Source organism: Peribacillus simplex (assembly GCF_030123325.1).
In the GTDB taxonomy this organism is placed as follows: Bacteria; Bacillota; Bacilli; order Bacillales; family DSM-1321; genus Peribacillus; species Peribacillus simplex_D.
On the sequence record NZ_CP126106.1, the window covers coordinates 5,583,971 to 5,603,553 of the forward strand.

Annotated in this window: 22 protein-coding genes; all 22 read right to left on the bottom strand. The window is 42.2% G+C overall.

The genetic code is table 11. The features are described from left to right. Window positions 1-18 precede the first annotated feature (18 nt). On the bottom strand, window positions 19-333 hold the full coding sequence (gene nuoK, locus QNH43_RS26605) for an NADH-quinone oxidoreductase subunit NuoK (protein ID WP_076368341.1): 315 nt from the start codon (window positions 331-333) through the stop codon (window positions 19-21). Further along, on the bottom strand, window positions 330-848 hold the full coding sequence (locus QNH43_RS26610) for an NADH-quinone oxidoreductase subunit J (protein ID WP_283916334.1): 519 nt from the start codon (window positions 846-848) through the stop codon (window positions 330-332). The genes nuoK and QNH43_RS26610 overlap by 4 nt, the downstream gene beginning before the upstream one ends. Further along, window positions 845-1,264: an NADH-quinone oxidoreductase subunit NuoI gene (gene nuoI / locus QNH43_RS26615; RefSeq protein WP_048685828.1), complete on the bottom strand. Its 420-nt coding sequence runs from the start codon at window positions 1,262-1,264 to the stop codon at window positions 845-847. The genes QNH43_RS26610 and nuoI overlap by 4 nt, the downstream gene beginning before the upstream one ends. A 33-nt stretch (window positions 1,265-1,297) precedes the next feature. Further along, on the bottom strand, window positions 1,298-2,305 hold the full coding sequence (nuoH, locus tag QNH43_RS26620) for an NADH-quinone oxidoreductase subunit NuoH (protein ID WP_283916335.1): 1,008 nt from the start codon (window positions 2,303-2,305) through the stop codon (window positions 1,298-1,300). Further along, the gene (locus QNH43_RS26625) at window positions 2,306-3,403 is read right to left on the bottom strand and encodes an NADH-quinone oxidoreductase subunit D (RefSeq protein ID WP_076368344.1); all 1,098 of its coding nucleotides are present in this window, start codon (window positions 3,401-3,403) and stop codon (window positions 2,306-2,308) included. A 5-nt stretch (window positions 3,404-3,408) separates the two neighbouring features. Next, on the bottom strand, window positions 3,409-4,563 hold the full coding sequence (locus tag QNH43_RS26630; protein WP_283916336.1) for an NADH-quinone oxidoreductase subunit C: 1,155 nt from the start codon (window positions 4,561-4,563) through the stop codon (window positions 3,409-3,411). Then, window positions 4,564-5,070, bottom strand: coding sequence for a NuoB/complex I 20 kDa subunit family protein (locus QNH43_RS26635; protein ID WP_283918460.1), 507 nt, complete (start codon window positions 5,068-5,070; stop codon window positions 4,564-4,566). It abuts the gene before it with no gap. Further along, window positions 5,067-5,441, bottom strand: coding sequence for an NADH-quinone oxidoreductase subunit A (locus tag QNH43_RS26640; RefSeq protein ID WP_283916337.1), 375 nt, complete (start codon window positions 5,439-5,441; stop codon window positions 5,067-5,069). Before QNH43_RS26640 ends, QNH43_RS26635 begins: the two co-directional genes overlap by 4 nt. A 341-nt stretch (window positions 5,442-5,782) precedes the next feature. Next, complete coding sequence (locus tag QNH43_RS26645; RefSeq protein WP_076368348.1) at window positions 5,783-6,184, bottom strand: F0F1 ATP synthase subunit epsilon; 402 nt, start codon at window positions 6,182-6,184, stop codon at window positions 5,783-5,785. 25 nt (window positions 6,185-6,209) lie between these two features. Then, window positions 6,210-7,607 (bottom strand): F0F1 ATP synthase subunit beta, encoded by a 1,398-nt coding sequence (gene atpD / locus QNH43_RS26650; protein ID WP_076368349.1) that lies wholly within the window; start codon window positions 7,605-7,607, stop codon window positions 6,210-6,212. A gap of 87 nt (window positions 7,608-7,694) precedes the next feature. After that, the gene (locus QNH43_RS26655; protein WP_076368350.1) at window positions 7,695-8,555 is read right to left on the bottom strand and encodes a F0F1 ATP synthase subunit gamma; all 861 of its coding nucleotides are present in this window, start codon (window positions 8,553-8,555) and stop codon (window positions 7,695-7,697) included. A gap of 37 nt (window positions 8,556-8,592) precedes the next feature. Then, window positions 8,593-10,101 carry a F0F1 ATP synthase subunit alpha gene (gene atpA / locus QNH43_RS26660; protein ID WP_034315812.1) on the bottom strand — a complete coding sequence of 503 codons (1,509 nt, stop codon included), beginning with the start codon at window positions 10,099-10,101 and terminating at the stop codon, window positions 8,593-8,595. Between the two features lie 24 nt (window positions 10,102-10,125). Further along, window positions 10,126-10,662, bottom strand: a complete 537-nt coding sequence (locus tag QNH43_RS26665) for a F0F1 ATP synthase subunit delta (protein ID WP_283916338.1) — start codon at window positions 10,660-10,662, stop codon at window positions 10,126-10,128. Then, on the bottom strand, window positions 10,659-11,177 hold the full coding sequence (gene atpF / locus QNH43_RS26670) for a F0F1 ATP synthase subunit B (RefSeq protein ID WP_076368352.1): 519 nt from the start codon (window positions 11,175-11,177) through the stop codon (window positions 10,659-10,661). Before atpF ends, QNH43_RS26665 begins: the two co-directional genes overlap by 4 nt. A 150-nt stretch (window positions 11,178-11,327) precedes the next feature. Next, a complete protein-coding gene (gene atpE / locus QNH43_RS26675; protein ID WP_034315818.1) occupies window positions 11,328-11,552 on the bottom strand; it encodes a F0F1 ATP synthase subunit C in 225 nt (74 codons plus the stop codon). A 72-nt stretch (window positions 11,553-11,624) separates the two neighbouring features. Continuing rightward, complete coding sequence (gene atpB, locus QNH43_RS26680) at window positions 11,625-12,341, bottom strand: F0F1 ATP synthase subunit A (RefSeq protein WP_076368353.1); 717 nt, start codon at window positions 12,339-12,341, stop codon at window positions 11,625-11,627. 22 nt (window positions 12,342-12,363) lie between these two features. Beyond that, window positions 12,364-12,732 carry an ATP synthase subunit I gene (locus tag QNH43_RS26685; protein ID WP_063234155.1) on the bottom strand — a complete coding sequence of 123 codons (369 nt, stop codon included), beginning with the start codon at window positions 12,730-12,732 and terminating at the stop codon, window positions 12,364-12,366. 286 nt (window positions 12,733-13,018) lie between these two features. Continuing rightward, window positions 13,019-15,244, bottom strand: coding sequence for a S8 family serine peptidase (locus QNH43_RS26690; protein ID WP_283916339.1), 2,226 nt, complete (start codon window positions 15,242-15,244; stop codon window positions 13,019-13,021). An 86-nt stretch (window positions 15,245-15,330) separates the two neighbouring features. Then, the gene (gene wecB, locus QNH43_RS26695) at window positions 15,331-16,473 is read right to left on the bottom strand and encodes a non-hydrolyzing UDP-N-acetylglucosamine 2-epimerase (protein ID WP_283916340.1); all 1,143 of its coding nucleotides are present in this window, start codon (window positions 16,471-16,473) and stop codon (window positions 15,331-15,333) included. Window positions 16,474-16,496: 23 nt separating this feature from the next. Beyond that, the gene (gene upp / locus QNH43_RS26700; RefSeq protein ID WP_034315825.1) at window positions 16,497-17,126 is read right to left on the bottom strand and encodes a uracil phosphoribosyltransferase; all 630 of its coding nucleotides are present in this window, start codon (window positions 17,124-17,126) and stop codon (window positions 16,497-16,499) included. A gap of 233 nt (window positions 17,127-17,359) precedes the next feature. After that, window positions 17,360-18,601 carry a serine hydroxymethyltransferase gene (gene glyA, locus QNH43_RS26705; protein ID WP_144527450.1) on the bottom strand — a complete coding sequence of 414 codons (1,242 nt, stop codon included), beginning with the start codon at window positions 18,599-18,601 and terminating at the stop codon, window positions 17,360-17,362. Window positions 18,602-18,971: 370 nt separating this feature from the next. Continuing rightward, window positions 18,972-19,565: a TIGR01440 family protein gene (locus tag QNH43_RS26710; protein ID WP_283916341.1), complete on the bottom strand. Its 594-nt coding sequence runs from the start codon at window positions 19,563-19,565 to the stop codon at window positions 18,972-18,974. Window positions 19,566-19,583: the final 18 nt, after the last annotated feature.

Sequence of the window (19,583 nt, forward strand, 5' to 3'; positions counted from 1 at the left end):
CTTCATTTATATAAACCTTCAATTCTTCATTATTTCCATTTCATCGACATTGACCGTCTTCCGATTGCGATAAAGGGACATTAGTATAGCCAGCCCTACAGCTGCCTCGGCCGCAGCAATCGTAATCGTGAATAAGGAGAAAACTTGGCCCGTAATGGATGGCGTTACCCCGAATTTACTGAAGGCAACTAAATTGATATTCGCAGCGTTCAGCATCAGCTCGATTGAAATCAAAACAATGACCGTATTTCTTTTCGTCAAGGCACCATACAGCCCTATACAAAATAATACGAGTGCCAAAACAAGGTAAGCAGACAAGGGAACTCCCGTCATGAACGATCTCCCTCCTCATCATCTTTTTTTGCCAATACTATGGCACCGACTAAAGCAACAAGCAGGAGTACCGACATCACTTCAAATGGAATCACATATTTCGAAAAAAGTTCGATTCCTATTTGCTTTGTATTTTCCTCATGCAAGGCCGTTGGCTGTACTGGTATATCCAGATTATAAATTCCCAGATAAACCGCCACGGCGAATCCAGCAATCGCTGCGAGCAAGGAGAATTTCCCCCAGCCCCCTTTAGCGGGTGGATCATTTTCCTGGTGTTTTGTCAGCATGATCCCAAATAGCATCACGATCGTGATCGCCCCTGAATAAATAAGGATTTGGACAATGGCGACAAACTCGGCCGAAAGCAACATATAAATGCCTGCAATGCCCAAGAAAGTAAAAACAAGTGCAATTACCATGTGCACCACTTTTGTTAGCGTAATCAGCAGCACCCCGCCTAATATCGCGACGAGTGCTAAACCAATAAAGGCAATTAATTCACCCGACAAACTCATACTTTATTCACCTTCCGGATATTTTCATCATTTTCATCCAGCCATTCCAGATTTTTAAATAGATGATCACGGCTATACTCCGCCAGCTCGAATTGATTCGTCATCACGATCGCTTCTGTAGGGCAGACCTCCGTACATAAATCACATAAAATGCAAATCTCGAAATTGATGTCATACGTATCGATGATTTTCCCTTTTTTCGATGGATCCGGATGTTTCTTACCAGTTAATTGAATACAATCCGTTGGACAAATCGTCACGCATTGATTGCATACAATACACTTTTCGGGATAGAATTTTTGGATTCCGCGGAATCGGTCAGGGAGCGGAAGCGGCTCATTCGGGTAGTCATAGGTCACTTTTTTCCTCGTCAAGTTCTTTAATGTATAGGTTAAACCTTTTGCTAAACCAAGCATATAAATCCCTCGCTTTCCGACCAGCATAAGTTTCTAAAAAAGGTTAATCAATTCTTTTATTAGTGCCGTCAAAAATATATTTGCTAATGCAACCGGAAGCAGCACTTTCCATCCGAATTCCATCAATTGGTCGGCCCTTATACGAGGAAAGGTTACACGAATCCAGACCAATACATAGAATACGGCACTGAACTTCAGACCGAACCAGATGGCTGCCGGAATAAAATCCAAAAACGGAATAGAATTCCATCCCCCTAAAAATAATACAGTGGTTAACGTTGCCATTGCAAACATATACACATATTCGGATAACATAAAGAAAGCCCATCGAAATCCAGAGTATTCAACATGATAGCCTGCAACAAGTTCGGATTCCGCTTCCGGAAGGTCAAAAGGAACCCTGTTCAACTCGGCAACCGCTGCAATAAAAAACACGATAAACGCAATCGGCTGAAGAAAAATGAACCAAACCTTTTCCTGGGCTGCAACTATATCATTCAAGTTTAAACTGCCTGTTAGGAGGACGATTCCCACTAGCGACATCACCAATGGGATCTCATAAGATATCATTTGCGCGGCTGCCCTCATTCCGCCAATCAAAGAATATTTATTATTGGATGCCCAACCCGCAGTGACGATGCCGATGGTCGATATGCCGGAAATCGCAATATAATAAAGCAGCCCGACACCTATATCTGCAAATTGGAAGGCATCGGTGAACGGCAAGGTGGCAAGGACCATGAAAGCAGGAGCAAAAGCAATTACCGGAGCTAAAATATATAACGGCTTATCCGCTTTTTTGGGTATCGTATCTTCCTTGATCAGAAGTTTCAAAACGTCAGCAACGGTCTGCAAGAGACCCCATTTCCCCCCAATTTGGTTTGGGCCGACACGCATTTGCATGAACCCCATGATTTTTCGCTCTGAAAGGATTCCATAGGTTACAAAACCTAATACAACGAACAGGAGCAGGACTGCCAAACCAAAAAAAATGCCAAAATTCAGTAGGCCTGGAGCGGAGTGGAGAAGATCCTTGATCATTTATCCATCAACCTCCCCTAAAACGATATCGATTGCACCTAATATCGTTATCAAGTTCGCCATATTTTCCCCTTCCAATAATTTCGGAAGAATTTGCAGATTATAAAATGAAGGTCTGCGAAATTTCAAACGGTATGGCTCCTTTTTCCCTTCACTCGCGATATAGCAGCCTATTTCCCCTCTTGGTGATTCAATTCGGACAAATGCTTCACCCTTAGGAACCTTTATTATTTTAGGGACCTTAGCAAGGATCGGCCCTTCTGGAAATTGCTCAACCGCCTGCTCGATGATTTTCAGTGATTGTTCGATTTCTTCCATCCTACAGTGATAGCGTGAAAAGGCATCACCCTCTTCCCTTGTAGGAACATCAAATGTGAACCTGTCGTAAATGGAATATGGCTCATTTTTTCGTAAATCCCATTTCACACCTGTACACCTTAAATTGGCACCGCTAAGCGAATACTGCAGGGCTTCTTCCTTCGTATAGATGCCCACCCCTTTAACCCGATTAACAAAGATTTCATTCCCTGTCACAAGCTCATGGTAACCGGCAAGCTGCTCCCTCATATAAGGGACAAACTCGGCAACCTTCGAAATCCAGTCTTCAGGAGCATCCCATTTCACGCCTCCGACACGCATATAATTGAATGTAAGGCGTGCCCCTGACAATTCAGTCAATAAATTAACGATCATTTCACGCTCTCGAAATGCGTATAGGAAAGGGCTCGTCGCACCTATATCCAGCAAGTATGTACCCCACCAGACAAGGTGGCTTGCCACTCGGCCCAATTCCATTGCGATAACCCGCAAATATTCTGCCCTTTCGGGGATCTCCACCCCCATCATTGTCTCAACAGCATGGCAAAGCACATAATTATTTGTCATTGCCGCTAGATAATCGAGCCGATCGGTATACGGGATTATTTGTGTATATTGCAGATTTTCCGCTAGTTTTTCCGTACCGCGATGCAAATACCCAATGACAGGTGTTGCCTCTTTTATAATTTCACCGTCAATCTTGATGACAAGCCGAAAAACACCATGTGTACTCGGATGCTGCGGCCCGACATTGAGAAGCATTTCTTCCGTCCTTAACATTGGGCTTACACCTCCACATCATAAGGCTGATAATCTTTTCTAAGGGGATACCCTTTCCAATCTTCACCAAGTAAAATCCGCTTTAAATCAGGGTGTTCATAAAAGTTAATACCTAATAAATCATACGCCTCGCATTCTGGCCAATTTGCTCCTGACCATAATGGGACCAATGATGGAATAACGGGAGAATCCCTATCAAGTTTCACCTTCAAGGCAACTGATTGGTTCATTTTGAATGAATGTAAGTGTACATAGATTTCCATATGGGTTTCAAAGTCCGTACCATGAAGTTCCGATAAATATGAAAAGTTAAGCTGTTCATCGTACCGCAGATATTTTGCTATTGAGAAATATGTATCCGGATTAGCCAATAAAGTGGGTACATCTTTTGATAATCTATTAATATAGTGCTCTAATAATGCCCCTTGTCCTACATGGCTCTCAATAGCAGAAACAATTTGATCGAGTTTTGACTGATTTGGGGAAAGTTCGCTAGGGGTGTTAACTTCCTCGCTTTCCTTTACAGCAGTCCTGTTCTTCGCAGCAGCCGCCGCTTTCGCTTTGGCAGCGGCGGCTGCCTTCGCCTTGACTGCTGCCGCTGCCTTTTGCTTCGCTATATCCATTTCGCCTTCCGGCTTTTCCGCCGCTTCTTCTTTTGCCTGTTTTCGGGCCAATGCGGCGGCCTTCGCCTTGGCTGCGGCCTCCGCTTTTTGTTTTGCTATATCCATTTCGCCTTCCGGCTTTTCCGCCGCTTCTTCTTTCGCCCGTTTTCGGGCCAATGCGGCGGCCTTCGCCTTGGCTGCCGCTGCCGCTTTTTGCTTCGCTATGTCCATTTCGCCTTCCGGCTTTTCCGCACTTTCAGCTTTTGCCTGTTTTCGGGCCAATGCGGCGGCCTTCGCCTTGGCTGCCGCTGCCGCTTTTTGCTTCGCTATGTCCATTTCGCCTTCCGGCTTTTCCGCACTTTCAGCTTTCGCCTGTTTTCGGGCCAATGCGGCGGCCTTCGCCTTGGCTGCCGCTGCCGCCTTTTTCTTCGCTAAGTCCATTTCGCCTTCCGGCTTTTCCGCACTTTCAGCTTTCGCCTGTTTTCGGGCCAATGCTTCAGCCTTCGCCTTGGCAGCGGCCTCCGCTTTTTGTTTCGCTAAGTCCTCCTTTTCACTCATCTATATCACCCGCTTTCCGGTTTTCGCCTCGTAACGGATTTTTTCTTTTAATTTATTGATCCCATAAATAAGTGCAGCTGGGTTTGGGGGACAACCAGGTATATATACATCGACAGGTACAATTTGATCTACCCCCTTGACCACTGAGTAAGAGTGAACATAAGGTCCACCAGCAGTTGCACAGGACCCCATTGCAATAACCCATTTTGGTTCTGGCATTTGTTCGTATAATCTGCTTATTATTGGAGCCATTTTTTTTGTTACCGTTCCTGAGACAATCATGACATCCGATTGTCTGGGTGATGTCCGAAAAAATGAACCAAATCGGTCCAAATCATAATGAGAGGATCCGACGCCCATCATTTCAATTGCACAACATGCCAAACCGAAAGTCATTGGCCAGAGTGAGTTACTTCTAGCCCAGCCTTTTATTTGCTCAAGTGTGGATAAAAAAATGCTATGGCGTATTTCTTCCATTTCTTTAGGGGTAAGTTCATCCAACTTCATTTCCACTTTAACACCTTCTTTTTCCAAGCGTAAATTAGCCCAAGCATTAGAATCAGGACAAAAAACAGCATTTCAATCAATGCAAACAGTCCGAGCTCATCATAGGCAACCGCCCATGGGTAAAGAAAAACCGTTTCTACATCAAATATGACGAACATCAATCCGAATAAATAATACCTGACATTGAATTGAACCCTTGAATCCTGAAAAGGCTCGATTCCACTTTCATAAGTCGTATATTTCATATCTGTCGGTTTATAAGGCCTGAGCAGTCTACCAAGAAATAAAGCGATCACAGGTAATAAAATGCCGAGACAAAGGAAAACAAATACTATTAAATAATTATTTTGGTAAATATGCAGCTGTCCCATGTTCATCTCCCTTTATGGATAAATCATGTTAAATGGGTGCGATTCAAATTTGCTTGTCTTCTTTTTGGATACCGTTTTAAATATTATGCAGGGTAACATTCTTTTAGAAGCAACGTGATAGGAGGGGGTATGAAGCAATAAATGTAAGCGTATACATTATAACATTAGGATAAAATCATGTCGATGAGCTAAGGTTTAAAATGGAAAATACTTTACTCTATAATTCGACCTTTTTTTCCTAATTCCGATATTGAATGTCAATAATCCTCAAAAATCTTCTGGATAAAAAAACACCTGATCTTACCACGAAGGGTTTGATCAGGTGTTTTCATAAATTAAAGTTATCGCATTTCTGCAATTTGGATTCGGTTGATGGCACGTTTAAGCGCTAAATCAGCTCTTTTGGCATCATTTGATCCATCATTGTTCTGCAATCTTTGTTCAGCACGGGCTTTTGCTGCTTGAGCACGTGCAAGATCGATAGTTTCAGCTCTTTCAGCAGATTGAGCCAAAATGGTTACCACATCAGGGCGAACTTCCAAGAAGCCACCATTTACAGCTACATAGTCTGTGTTGCTTCCATTTTTAAGACGGACAGCACCGATGGCAAGAGGAGCTACAGTTGGAACGTGTCCAGCCATAATTCCTAGCTCACCGCTTTTAGCTTTAGTGCTTACCATTTCAACTTCTGCATCATATACTGGGCCATCGGGAGTAACAACATTGACTTTAATGGTCTTCATTTCATTCCCTCCTAGGTCCCTTTAATTAAGCCATTTCTTTTGCTTTAGCAACAACTTCTTCGATGCGGCCGACTAGACGGAAAGCATCTTCAGGAAGTTCGTCATATTTTCCAGCTAGGATATCTTTGAATCCTTGGACTGTTTCTTTAACTGGTACATAAGATCCTTTTTGACCAGTAAATTGTTCAGCCACGTGGAAGTTTTGTGACAAGAAGTTTTGAATTCTACGAGCACGGGCAACGATTACTTTTTCGTCTTCGCTTAACTCGTCCATACCCAAGATCGCAATGATATCTTGAAGTTCTTTATATTTCTGTAAAGTTGATTGAACTTGACGTGCTACACTATAGTGCTCAGCGCCAACGATTTCTGGGCTAAGGGCACGAGAAGAAGAAGCCAATGGATCAACTGCTGGGTAGATACCCATTTCAGAAAGCTTACGCTCAAGGTTAGTTGTTGCATCCAAGTGAGCGAAAGTTGTAGCTGGAGCCGGATCCGTATAGTCATCGGCAGGTACATAGATCGCTTGAATGGATGTAACAGAACCTTTATTAGTTGAAGTGATACGTTCTTGTAATTGACCCATTTCTGTAGCAAGAGTTGGTTGGTAACCTACCGCTGAAGGCATACGGCCTAGAAGGGCAGAAACCTCAGAACCTGCTTGAGTGAAACGGAAGATGTTATCGATGAAGAAAAGAACATCTTGTCCTTGTTCGTCACGGAAATATTCAGCCATTGTCAAACCACTTAGAGCTACACGCATACGTGCACCTGGTGGCTCGTTCATTTGTCCGAATACCATCGCTGTTTTCTTAATAACACCAGAATCAGTCATCTCGTAGAAAAGGTCATTTCCTTCACGAGTACGCTCACCTACACCAGCGAATACAGAGATACCGCCGTGCTCTTGTGCGATGTTATTAATAAGTTCTTGGATAAGTACAGTTTTACCAACACCGGCACCACCGAAGAGACCGATTTTACCACCTTTGATGTAAGGTGCAAGTAAATCTACTACTTTAATACCAGTTTCAAGAATTTCAACGGTTGTTGATAAGTCCTCAAAAGTTGGTGCTTGCCTGTGAATTGGATCACGACGCACCTCTGCTGTAAGTGGTTCAAATAGGTCAATGTTTTCCCCTAATACGTTGAAAACGCGGCCTAGAGTTACTTCACCTACAGGAACTGAAATTGGAGCTCCTGTATCAACAGTCTCTGCACCACGAGTTAAACCATCAGTGGAAGACATTGCTACAGTACGAACTGTATTATCACCTAGTTGAAGGGCTACTTCAAGAGTTAGTCCTGTACCAGACGCTGTATTTTCGATTCTTAACGCGTTATAGATCTTAGGAAGTTGTCCGTCTTCGAATTTCACGTCAACAACCGGACCCATAACTTGAGTAACGCGTCCTATATTCATCGTTTTCCCTCCTAACGTTGCTTATAACGACTATCGAGATTATGGAACGGCCAAGCTTCGTCCGGGCCGACCGTCCCCTTTATGATTTTATTCTAAAGCTGCTGCACCGCCAACAATTTCCGTGATTTCTTGAGTAATTGCGGCTTGACGCGCACGGTTATATTGCAATGAAAGCGAGTCGATCAATTCTTTCGCATTATCGGTTGCATTTTTCATTGCAGTCATACGTGCAGAGTGCTCACTTGCTTTACCATCTAACAAAGCACCATAAATTAAACTTTCTGCGTACTGAGGTAGTAATACCTCAAGAATTTCTTCTGCATTCGGTTCAAATTCATAAGAAGTCAATGCTGCATTGGAAGTATTAAAGTCAGCTAAAGGAAGGACTTGCGTTTCCGTTACATCCTGCTGGATTGGGCTGACATAATGGTTATAGTACATATATAGCTCATCACACAGTTCATTTAAATACAAATTCACTGTTGATTTAGCAAGGGAGCTAATGTCAGCGAAAGACGGCTGATCAGGAACCCCAGTTACTTCAAGCTCTACGTGCATATTACGGCTGACAAAGAAATCACGGCCAACCCTTCCGATTGCGATAATGACGAACTCATCATTGGATTTATGGCGTTCAAGAATAGTTTTATGAACGTGGCGAAGGATGCTACTGTTGTATGCTCCTGCCAATCCGCGGTCCGATGTGATTACCAGGTAACCGGTTTTCTTCACTGGACGTGAGACAAGCATTGGATGAGATGCACCCGTACTTCCGTTCGCAATACTTGATACTACTTCTTGAATTTTATCCATATATGGAACATATGCCTTAGCATTAGCTTCAGCACGGTTCATTTTAGAAGCAGATACCATCTGCATCGCTTTTGTAATTTGACTCGTCTTTTTCGTTGAAGTAATCCGAGACTTAATATCGCGTAAAGAGGCCATTCATTCTCACCACCCTTTATAAATTAGTTAGACCTTATTATTCAGAAATAACGAAGTTCTTTTTGAACTCGTTAATTGCAGCAACGATAGCAGCGTCTTCAGGAAGACCTTTAGTTGTGCGAATGTGATCTAATAATTCTGGATGAGAACGATCTAGGAACACATAGTATTCTTCTTCAAAACGAAGGATATCCGATACTGGAATATCATCTAGATGACCTTTAGTCAATGCATAGAAAATCATGACTTGTTTTTCAACTTTAATTGGTTTATTTAGATCTTGCTTAAGAACTTCAACTGTACGAGCACCACGGTTAAGTTTTGCTTGAGTAGCAGCATCAAGATCAGAACCGAATTGAGAGAATGCTTCCAATTCACGATAAGAAGCCAAGTCCAGACGTAATGTACCAGCAACTTTTTTCATCGCTTTAATTTGTGCAGATCCACCAACACGGGATACGGAAAGACCAGCGTTAATCGCAGGACGTACACCTGAGAAGAACAAATCAGATTGTAAGAAGATTTGTCCATCTGTGATGGAAATAACGTTTGTTGGAATGTAAGCAGAGATATCGCCTGCTTGTGTTTCAACAAATGGAAGCGCAGTAATTGAACCAGCACCTAGAGTGTCATTCAATTTTGCTGCACGCTCAAGTAAGCGGGAGTGCAAGTAGAATACATCCCCAGGGAATGCTTCACGACCTGGAGGACGGCGAAGAAGCAAGGAAAGTTCACGGTATGCTGATGCTTGTTTAGAAAGATCATCATATACCACTAAAACGTGCTTGCCAGCGAACATGAACTCTTCACCCATAGTCACACCAGCATATGGAGCTAGGTATAAAAGTGGTGCTGGTTGAGAAGCTGATGCAGATACAACGATTGTGTAATCTAGTGCACCATTTTTACGTAGTGTCTCAACTGTTCCACGAACTGTTGATTCTTTTTGACCAATAGCAACATAAATACAGATCATGTCTTGGTCAGCTTGGTTAAGGATTGTATCGATTGCAACTGATGTTTTACCAGTTTGACGGTCACCGATGATTAACTCACGTTGTCCGCGTCCGATTGGTACTAGAGCATCGATTGCCTTAATCCCTGTTTGTAATGGCTCATGAACAGATTTACGGTCCATAACGCCTGTAGCAGGGCTTTCGATTGGACGAGTTTTTGTTGTAGCGATTGGACCAAGACCATCTAATGGTTGTCCTAGCGGATTCACGACACGCCCGATTAATTCTTCTCCAACTGGCACTTCCATGATACGGCCAGTACGGCGTACTTCACTGCCTTCTTGAATGTCTCTGAATGGTCCAAGAATAACAACACCTACGTTATTTTGCTCAAGGTTTTGTGCCAATCCCATTGAACCATTAGAAAATTCTAAGAGCTCCCCAGCCATTGCATTATCTAAACCATGAACGCGAGCGATACCATCACCAACAGTGATTACTGTACCTACATCGCTTACTTTAATTTCCGACTGATAGTTTTCAATCTGCTTTTTAATCAGCGCACTGATTTCTTCAGCTTTGATGCTCATGAATTTCACCCCTATCTGTGAATATTAACCTAATAGTTGTTTGCTAAGGCGATCAAGCTTCCCGCTTATCGTGCCGTCATAAATACGGTTACCGATTTGAAGTTTGATGCCGCCAAGAATATTGCTATCCGTAACATTAGTGATACGCAAATTACGTTTGCCGATTTTTGCAGCAAAAGCTGAAGACACAGCTTCCGCTTCAGCTTCAGTTAAAGGATTAACTGTATAAACAGTCGCATCCGCAACTGAATTCTCTTCATTCGCAAGTTCAATGAACTTTTGTGCCATAGCAGTCACTTCACCTGTACGATGACGCTCCACCATTAACATTACAGTATTTTGAACGGAAGACGAAAGACTTGCAAATGCATTTGCAAGCAATGTATTTTTTGCATCGCTAGTCATTTTAGGATGAGCCAAGAAGTTCAATAGCTCTTTATCATTTGTGAAAACTTCATTCACTATGCGAAGCTCTTCTTCAAGTTGGTTAATGAGATTTTGCTCTTTCGCAATTTGGAAAAGAGCTACAGCATAACGTCCTGCTACAGTTATATCGCTCATTTACCTTCTCCTGCCTCTTGAATATATTCATTGATTAGTTTTTCTTGATCAGCTGATGAAAGTTCTTTCTCAATCACCTTAGAGGCGATCATGACAGATAATGAAGCTACTTGCTCGCGTAAGGCGGCAACTGCTTTTTCTCTCTCTTGAACGATTTCACGTTTTGCTGATTCTTTAACACGTTCAGCCTCTGCACGCGCTTGTTTAATAATATCTTCGCGTTGTGCTTCGCCTTGCTGCTTAGCATTCTCTATAAGTTGTCCCGCTTCAGTGCGAGATTGTTTTACGATTTCACGCTGTTCTTCTAAATATTTCAGTGCTTCTTTTCTACTAACTTCAGCTGCTTCAATTTCATTCGCAACATGCTCTTCACGTTCTTTCATGATGCCCATTAGCGGACCCCATGCAAACTTCTTAAGCAACGCTAACAAAATAATAAAGATTACAAGCTGGTATATGATATCCCCACCATTAAAGTGGGCTGCTTGACCAAGAACAAAATTGCTTGTTAACACGCTCGGTTCACTCCCTTCATGAGATTCACTATTGAAGTTCTGTATTTTCGATTGACAGTATCACTGTCATAAATGTTCACTTTAACACAGAGCAATGGCGAAGGGTCTCCTTGGATCATCTTCGCCATTATTGAACTTTTTCAAGTTATCTTATTTACCCATTACAATAAACGCGATAACTACAGCGATGATTGGAAGTGCCTCAACTAACGCAATACCAACGAACATTGTAGTTTGAAGCATACCACGAGCTTCTGGCTGACGAGCCATTCCTTCGATTGTACGTCCAACGATAAGACCATTACCAATACCCGCACCTAGTGCACCTAATCCAACTGCGATAGCAGCAGCTATAAGACCTAAAGAACCTGTCATGATAAATTTCCTCCTTGAAATGTTGTTTTATTTTTTCATCAATATAATGTTCATAATGAACAATATTTATAATTAATGGTCGTCACTTACTTTATGGGAAAGATAAACCATCGTTAACATAGTAAAGATAAAAGCTTGAATGGAGCCGACAAAGATACTAAATCCTTCCCAAGCTAACATCGGTAATGCAGCAGTGGCTGCACCCACAACACCACTTGTTCCTAGTCCAGCAAGTAAAGTCAATAGTAACTCACCCGCATAAATATTCCCGTAAAGCCGCAATCCTAGAGTTAACGTATTAGCGAACTCCTCAATAATCTTTAACGGAAACAAGAAACCCATTGGTTGGACATAAGTTTTGGCATAATTTTTCATGCCTCTCATCTTGATACCATAATAATGAGTTAAACCCATTACCATAACTGCCAAGGTTAAAGTTATTGCTGGATCTGATGTAGGTGATTTCCACCAAAGTTCATGTCCTATTACAATCGAGAACGGCAATCCTAACATGTTTGAAACAAATACGTACAATATTAATGTCATTCCCAACATAAGGAACTGACCACCCGTACGCCAATCCATATTGCTGTTGATGATGTTTTTCACAAAATCCATAACCCATTCGATAAAGTTTTGGATTCCTGTTGGCTTCATCGCAAGTTTTCGAGTTGCCGCTACAGCAATAATGAAGACAATGAGACTTGCGATAGTCATCATAAGAACATTAGCCAAGTTGAAATGTATTCCAGTATCCATAAATTCCCACATAGGAGCTTCATGATTCAACAGTATTCACCTCTCTTCTTTACTACCTACGTATGTTTTGCATAAAATAATCTATCATAATGACAAAGTAAACTGTCATTAATCCCACTACCACGCAGACCACTTGAAACTCGTCAGGATATCTCAATGCAATAATTGCAGCTAAACCCGCTACAGACATTCTAGTTAAACTGCCAAGGGAGCGCGTTTTCTTACCTTCGGCAACCTCTTGGGCGAACTTTTTGTTCTTTTTGACCATTGACCAGAATATGAATAGGCTGAAGGCAGTTCCAAGCAATAATCCTTGGAAGACTGAATCATGTGAAGTGAAGCCCACTCCGAGTACATAAATACCCATTAAATACAACATGTATTTTAGCTGCCTATTGAACATTTTTTCCAATTCTAGCATTTTGTCATGTAATCTCCCTAGAAATATTGTAGTATCTGTGTTTAGCTAGGGAATTTTTTCCGTAACAAGCCCAAATAGAAGGTCAAAAACCATCTTCTATTTAACACGTTATTAACGTATGAAACCCCTCTCATTTTACATCCTTAGTTAGCATACAATAGGCAAGAATCAATGTCAATGAGTGGTTAGTGAAATTTGTCACAGGTTTGTAATTATTAACGAATTGTTCACAAATTATCTTTTTTATACTATTGACATCCATTTTATTTTACTTATTATCCTCTATTCACTCAATAAGTAACGTCTTTTCTATCCGATCTTCCCTTCCACCCTTTCTCGCAAAGATTATCGCTTTATACAGCCCTTTCGGCGGCAAGTTCTTTTTCAATACATCTTTTTTGATCAAACCGGAAGGTGCCGATCTGGACCAATCCAAATATCCAGCGAATTTCAAGCTATCTTCCTCATAAAGGGCAATACCGAATTCTTCAGCCCCGCGCGGAAGGTACATTTCGTATCGATAAGTTCCTTTCTGGTCCCCTTGGCCAAAATCAAATCCCATTATCCTTGGGTAATCAGGCTCTTCTTTCACATATAAATAAGGAAGGGATATTCTTTTGGTTCCTTCCATGATAATGAGGTATCCATCAAAGACTCCTTTTTTAAGCTTGGCTGGGTTGACCTGCAGCCCCACTTTTATCCGTTTCTTTTCCTTCGGATTCAGAGTAAGGGATTTGGGCAATTCCCAAGTAAGTCCCGTCTCTTTCAATGGGACCATGAAGGAGTACTTCCTCATTTCCGTTCCGGTATTTTCTATGATTATTGTTTCATGATGCTCTTCAATTCCTTCTTTTTTCGTATACATCCCAAAGGACAACGAGCTTGGACTCAAGAGCGTGTCCGCTTTTAATGCTTCGTCGACCTGGATGCGTCCAGCCCCCTGTTCATATGTGTGATACAATTGATTTGCAGATTTCCTCAATGGTTTGGAAGTGCTCATCAATGCAGATTTCACTTGCTCCGGATTCCATTCGGGGTGTTTTTGCAGGATTAATGCGCATGCTCCTGCAACATGCGGTGCGGACATACTTGTTCCATCCAGGGACATATATCCTTTAGGGATGGTACTTTCAATTTCCACTCCCGGTGCCAATACGTCAGGCTTTATTCCCCATGATACGGTTACCGGTCCCCTGGAGCTAAAATCTGCGAGCTTATCCTGCTCGTTCTTATAAACAAATTGAACGGTTTTGCTCTGCCCTTGCTCCACGATTCGCTTTAGCTGCAATCCATCTCTTCTATTAATAGAAGCAGCTGGGATGTTCATTTCTTTTTCCAAGCTTCCAGTAAAGGTCCCGCTCGTATTATTATAAACAATTACCCCCTTTGCACCTGCCTTCTCTGCATTGGATACTTTCTGCTGGAAGGTAAGTGTGCCACGTTCCATCAACACAATCTTATCCCGAACATGTTTCAGGTCCTTTTCATTACCCAACCCCCCATATATGACATCCTCGGAAAACGTCAGGTTCCATTTTTTTGAGCCTTGAAACAAGGTTAAATGCGATTGATGCTTTTTCGATCCAAGTCCGTAAATCATATACGGAATCCTTAAGGGAGGAGTCGATGCCCCAACGGAAATCGCTTTTTCCGCTGTTCCGGGTGAGCCTACGGTCCATACAGCCGGACCGGAATTCCCGTTTGATGTCACGGCAACGATGCCGCTTTCCACAGCCTTATTCAATGCAAGGGAGATAGGTAAATCAGGGCCATTGACGTTATTGCCAAGAGAGAGGTTCAATACATCCACCTTATCCTTCATTGCTGACTCAATAGCCATCAAGACTTGGTCTGTATCTCCTGCACCACCTGGTCCCAAAGCTCGATATGCATATATCTCCGCTTCTGGTGCGACGCCTTTCATTTTTCCATTGGCTGCAATGATGCCTGCCACATGAGTCCCATGTAATGTATCCAGGTCGCCTTGATTTTTGGTTTCCATCGGATCTTCATCACCATCAACCAGATCCTTCCCTCCTTTATAAGCACGTTGCAAATCTGGATGTGTATAATCGATGCCAGTATCTATGATTCCTACTTTTACCCCTTTCCCGGTGATCCGGTGATTCTCCTTATCAAAGAAACCCCTGACCCTGCCTCCTCCTATGTATGGGACACTTTTATCCAACACTGCTTGATAAACGGATACTTCCGTTACAGCCTGAATTTCATCCTCCTTTTTAAGTTGAACTATCTCATTTATTTTCCCATGAACGGAAAATCCATTCAGGGCAACTGAATAAACATTTCGTAATTGAAGGGATGGATATTTTTCAAGCAGTTTTTCGATTTTTTTTCGTTGAAACACCTTATCCATCGTGACAACAACCGTTACTTCCTTAGATTCAGATAGTTTTGGTAAAGGCGGCAGAATGACCGATGCCACTCCCTTTTCATTTTGATAAATAAATATAAAAAGGAAAACAAACACTATGAACGTTTTCTTTCCCAACATAATCATCCCCTTAGCAGTTATCTTTTCTCAACAACCTTGGAGTATGCAAATAAAAAAAGGAAAAGCGCATGGCTTTTCCTTTTTTATGAGTCAAATCTAGTTGGTGGCATGTCTGCTTGCTTAAAATAGTAACGGATGGCTTCAGCGATGCGGACCGAAGCATTTCCATCCCCATATGGATTTGAAGCTTTGGACATTGTTTCGTGCACCTCTTGATCGGTGAGCAATTCATGTGCCAAATTATATATGTTTTGTTCATCAGTACCCGCCAACCTTAAGGTTCCAGCAGCAATCCCCTCAGGACGTTCGGTCGTATCCCTTAAAACCAGGACAGGTACACCGAGTGAAGGTGCCTCTTCCTGGATTCCTCCAGAATCAGTCAAAATCAGATAGGCTCGTGAAGCGAAGTTATGGAAATCCAATACATCCAGCGGTTCGATCAAATGAACCCGCGGATCGCCCCCGAGAATTTCGTTTGCCAATTCCTGAACAAGCGGATTCAAATGGACAGGATATACCACTTGAACGTCATCATGCTCAGCAATGATTTTCTTTACGGCCCTGAAGATATTCCTCATGGGTTCGCCAAGGTTTTCCCTGCGATGGGCTGTAAGCAAAATGAGCCTGTCTTCTCCAAGTCCATTTAAAACCGGATGGTAATACGTGGAACGTACAGTAGTTTTTAAAGCATCGGTTGCCGTATTTCCCGTCACGAAGATATTATCCTTCTTGTTTTCGTTCAGAAGATTCTCCTCCGCTTTCGAAGTCGGCGCAAAATGCAAATCTGCCATGGTACCTGTAAGCTGCCGATTCATCTCTTCCGGATAAGGGGAATACTTATTCCATGTACGCAGCCCCGCTTCAACATGCCCAATGACAATTTGATTATAAAAAGCTGCCAGACTTGCGACGAACGTTGTGGTTGTATCACCGTGTACAAGAACAATATCAGGTTTAGCTTCCTTCATTACTGAATCAAGGCCATTTAATGCTCTTGTTGTAATGTCAGCAAGCGTTTGCCTTTCCTTCATTATGTCCAAGTCATAGTCCGGCTGTATGGAAAATAGTTCGAGAACTTGATCTAACATTTGCCGATGCTGAGCCGTAACAGCAACGATCGGCTTGAAATATTCTGGGTGTTTTTGAAATTCGAGTACTAAGGGAGCCATTTTGACAGCTTCTGGTCTCGTCCCGAAAATGGTCATGACTTTTATCGGTTTATTCATTCGTGACACCTCAGTTTCTTTCCTTATTTTGTGCCGAATAAACGATCTCCTGCGTCTCCAAGACCTGGAACGATATACCCGTGTTCATTCAGTTTTTCGTCAAGACCCGCAATATAAATATCAACATCAGGATGGGCTTCTTTTAATGCTTCCACACCCTCTGGAGCTGCAATCAAACACATGAATTTAATATTGACTGCACCGCGCTTTTTAATGGAATGGATCGCTTCGATGGCTGATCCGCCAGTGGCTAACATCGGGTCAACGACAATGCATTCCCTTTCTGCCAAATCGCTAGGCATTTTCGCATAATACTCAACCGGTTTCAATGTCTCAGGATCACGGTAAAGTCCAACATGTCCGACCTTTGCAGCAGGAATCAGCTTAATGATCCCGTCCACCATCCCTATGCCTGCACGTAAAATCGGGACGATACCCACTTTTTTACCAGAAAGCATTTTCACTTTCGCTGTGCTAACAGGCGTTTGGATTTCCACCTCTTCCAGCGGCATATCCCTCGTGATTTCAAATGCCATCAATGATGCAACTTCATCCACTAGTTCACGGAATTCTTTTGTTCCTGTATTTATATCACGTATATAGGCTAATTTGTGTTGAATTAACGGGTGATCGAAAACATAAACTTTTCCCATTTAGCATCTCTCCAATTCCATTGCTTAGTTTTGCGCTTTTTTATGATTTCCCTAATCGAATAGAAAAATTTTCGTGTCTTTTAAAATTCACTTCAACCTATTTTACAGAAAAATGTTTCAATCTTCAATAAAGGTTTAGATGTCAGACCTATTTTCACTATTCGGATTCTTCTAACACCGGCCTTCCATAAGATACAAAAAAACCGCTCCCTTTAAAGGGAGCGGCTACGATATTACAATGAAGGATATAATTCAAATTTGTTCGCTAATGATTCAACACGCTGTTTTGCTTCTTCAAGTTTAGCAGCGTCTTCATTATTTTTCAAAACAAGTCCGATGATTGCCGCTATTTCATCCATGTCTTCCAATCCGAAGCCACGTGATGTCACCGCCGCAGTCCCAATGCGTATACCGCTGGTAACGAATGGTTTTTCCGGGTCATAAGGAATCGCATTTTTGTTCACGGTAATACCGATTTCATCCAAAACATGTTCTGCGATTTTTCCCGTTAATCCAGTAGAACGCACATCAAGAAGAATCAAGTGATTGTCCGTTCCATCAGAAACAAGGGTGAATCCTTCTTTCTTCAAACCTTCGCCCAAACGTTTAGCATTATCGATGATTTGTTGTGCATATACTTTAAATTCATCTTGAAGCGCTTCGCCGAATGCAACAGCCTTAGCGGATATAACATGCATTAACGGACCGCCTTGAATTCCAGGGAAGATGGATTTATCGATCTTCTTACCGAATTCTTCTTTACAGATGATCATCCCTCCGCGTGGTCCGCGAAGTGTTTTATGAGTGGTTGTCGTTACAAAGTCAGCATAAGGAATCGGGCTTTGATGTAATCCAGCCGCAACTAAACCTGCAATATGCGCCATATCGACCATTAAATAAGCCCCGACTTCATCTGCAATTTCACGGAATCGCTTGAAGTCAATTTCCCGTGGATATGCACTTGCACCCGCAACGATCAATTTCGGTTTGTGCTGACGCGCTTTTTCCAATACATCATTGTAATCTATACGGTGATCTTTTTCGTCTACACCATATTCAACAAAATTGTAGTTAACACCACTGAAGTTAACTGGACTTCCATGTGTTAAGTGACCTCCATGCGAAAGGTTCATCCCAAGCACTGTGTCTCCAGTTTGAAGAACAGTAAAGTAAACGGCCATGTTGGCTTGAGCTCCAGAGTGGGGCTGTACGTTCACATACTCCCCTCCGAAAATTTCTTTCGCACGCTCACGCGCTAGATCTTCAACGATGTCTACATACTCACATCCGCCATAGTAACGTTTTCCAGGGTATCCTTCTGCATACTTATTAGTCAAGACAGATCCTTGTGCTTCCATGACAGCTTCACTCACGAAGTTTTCAGAAGCAATAAGCTCAATTTTACTTCTTTGACGCCCTAATTCCAGTTGAATTGCGTTAAACACTTGCTCATCTTGCTTTGCTAAACGATTCATTCCGTAATTCCTCCTCAAATTGTGCGTGATTCGCTTTTTAGTATTTATGTGCAACATGCCTTCAAAAAAGCATGAAAAAGCCTTACCAATAGTTATTAGAAAATTCTACTCCATTTTAACATGTCTAATTTAGAAGTGATAGTCTAATTTTATCGAACGTTAAATGTTTTTTTATTTATAAACGTTCGTATTTAACATCTAAATTCTGCTAAATAGCTCTTTAACCCTATATTCCATAAGCAAAATCACCATTCTATCAGCACTATAAAGTAATGTTTTTTTGTGAACCTTATCTTGGGCTTTACGATTTCGCTTGCATTCCATTAAAAAACAGCATTCCCCATCCGAGAAATGCTGTCCCACTTACCCATTAAGTACAACTCTTGTTATCAGAAATGTCCTGATAAACGGCCCGCTCCCCGCCAATCAATTTCGGACGTGTTTTTGCCATGGTCACATGTGCATGTCCTATTTCTTTAATGGCAGAGCGAATCGGAACCGCCACATGCTTCAGATGCATGCCAATGAAGGTATCCCCAATGTCAATCCCCGCATCCGCTTTAATATGCTCGACGACGACAGCATCTTTCCATTGCTGATAGGCAAACGTCGCCATCGATCCCCCAGCTGTTCTTACAGGTACAACCGAAACTTCTTCATAATCATATCGAACCGCGGTTTCCCTTTGTAAAACCAAGGCCCTGTTTAGATGCTCACAACATTGATATGCAACTTGAACACCCGTTTTCCCTTGAAAATCCCTGACTACGGAAAAAATCATCCCTGCGACATCGAGCGTCCCTTCAGTACCGATCCTTTTCCCAATCACTTCACTTGTACTGCAGCCGATCACCAGTAGCTGTTTCTCTTTTAAAGCTGTCTGTTCTTGAAACTCATGCAAAAGTTCCCGAAACTGGTTTTCCCAAATCTCAAGCTCATTTGAAAATGTAACATCACTTGTCATGAAAACGCATCCTTTCAA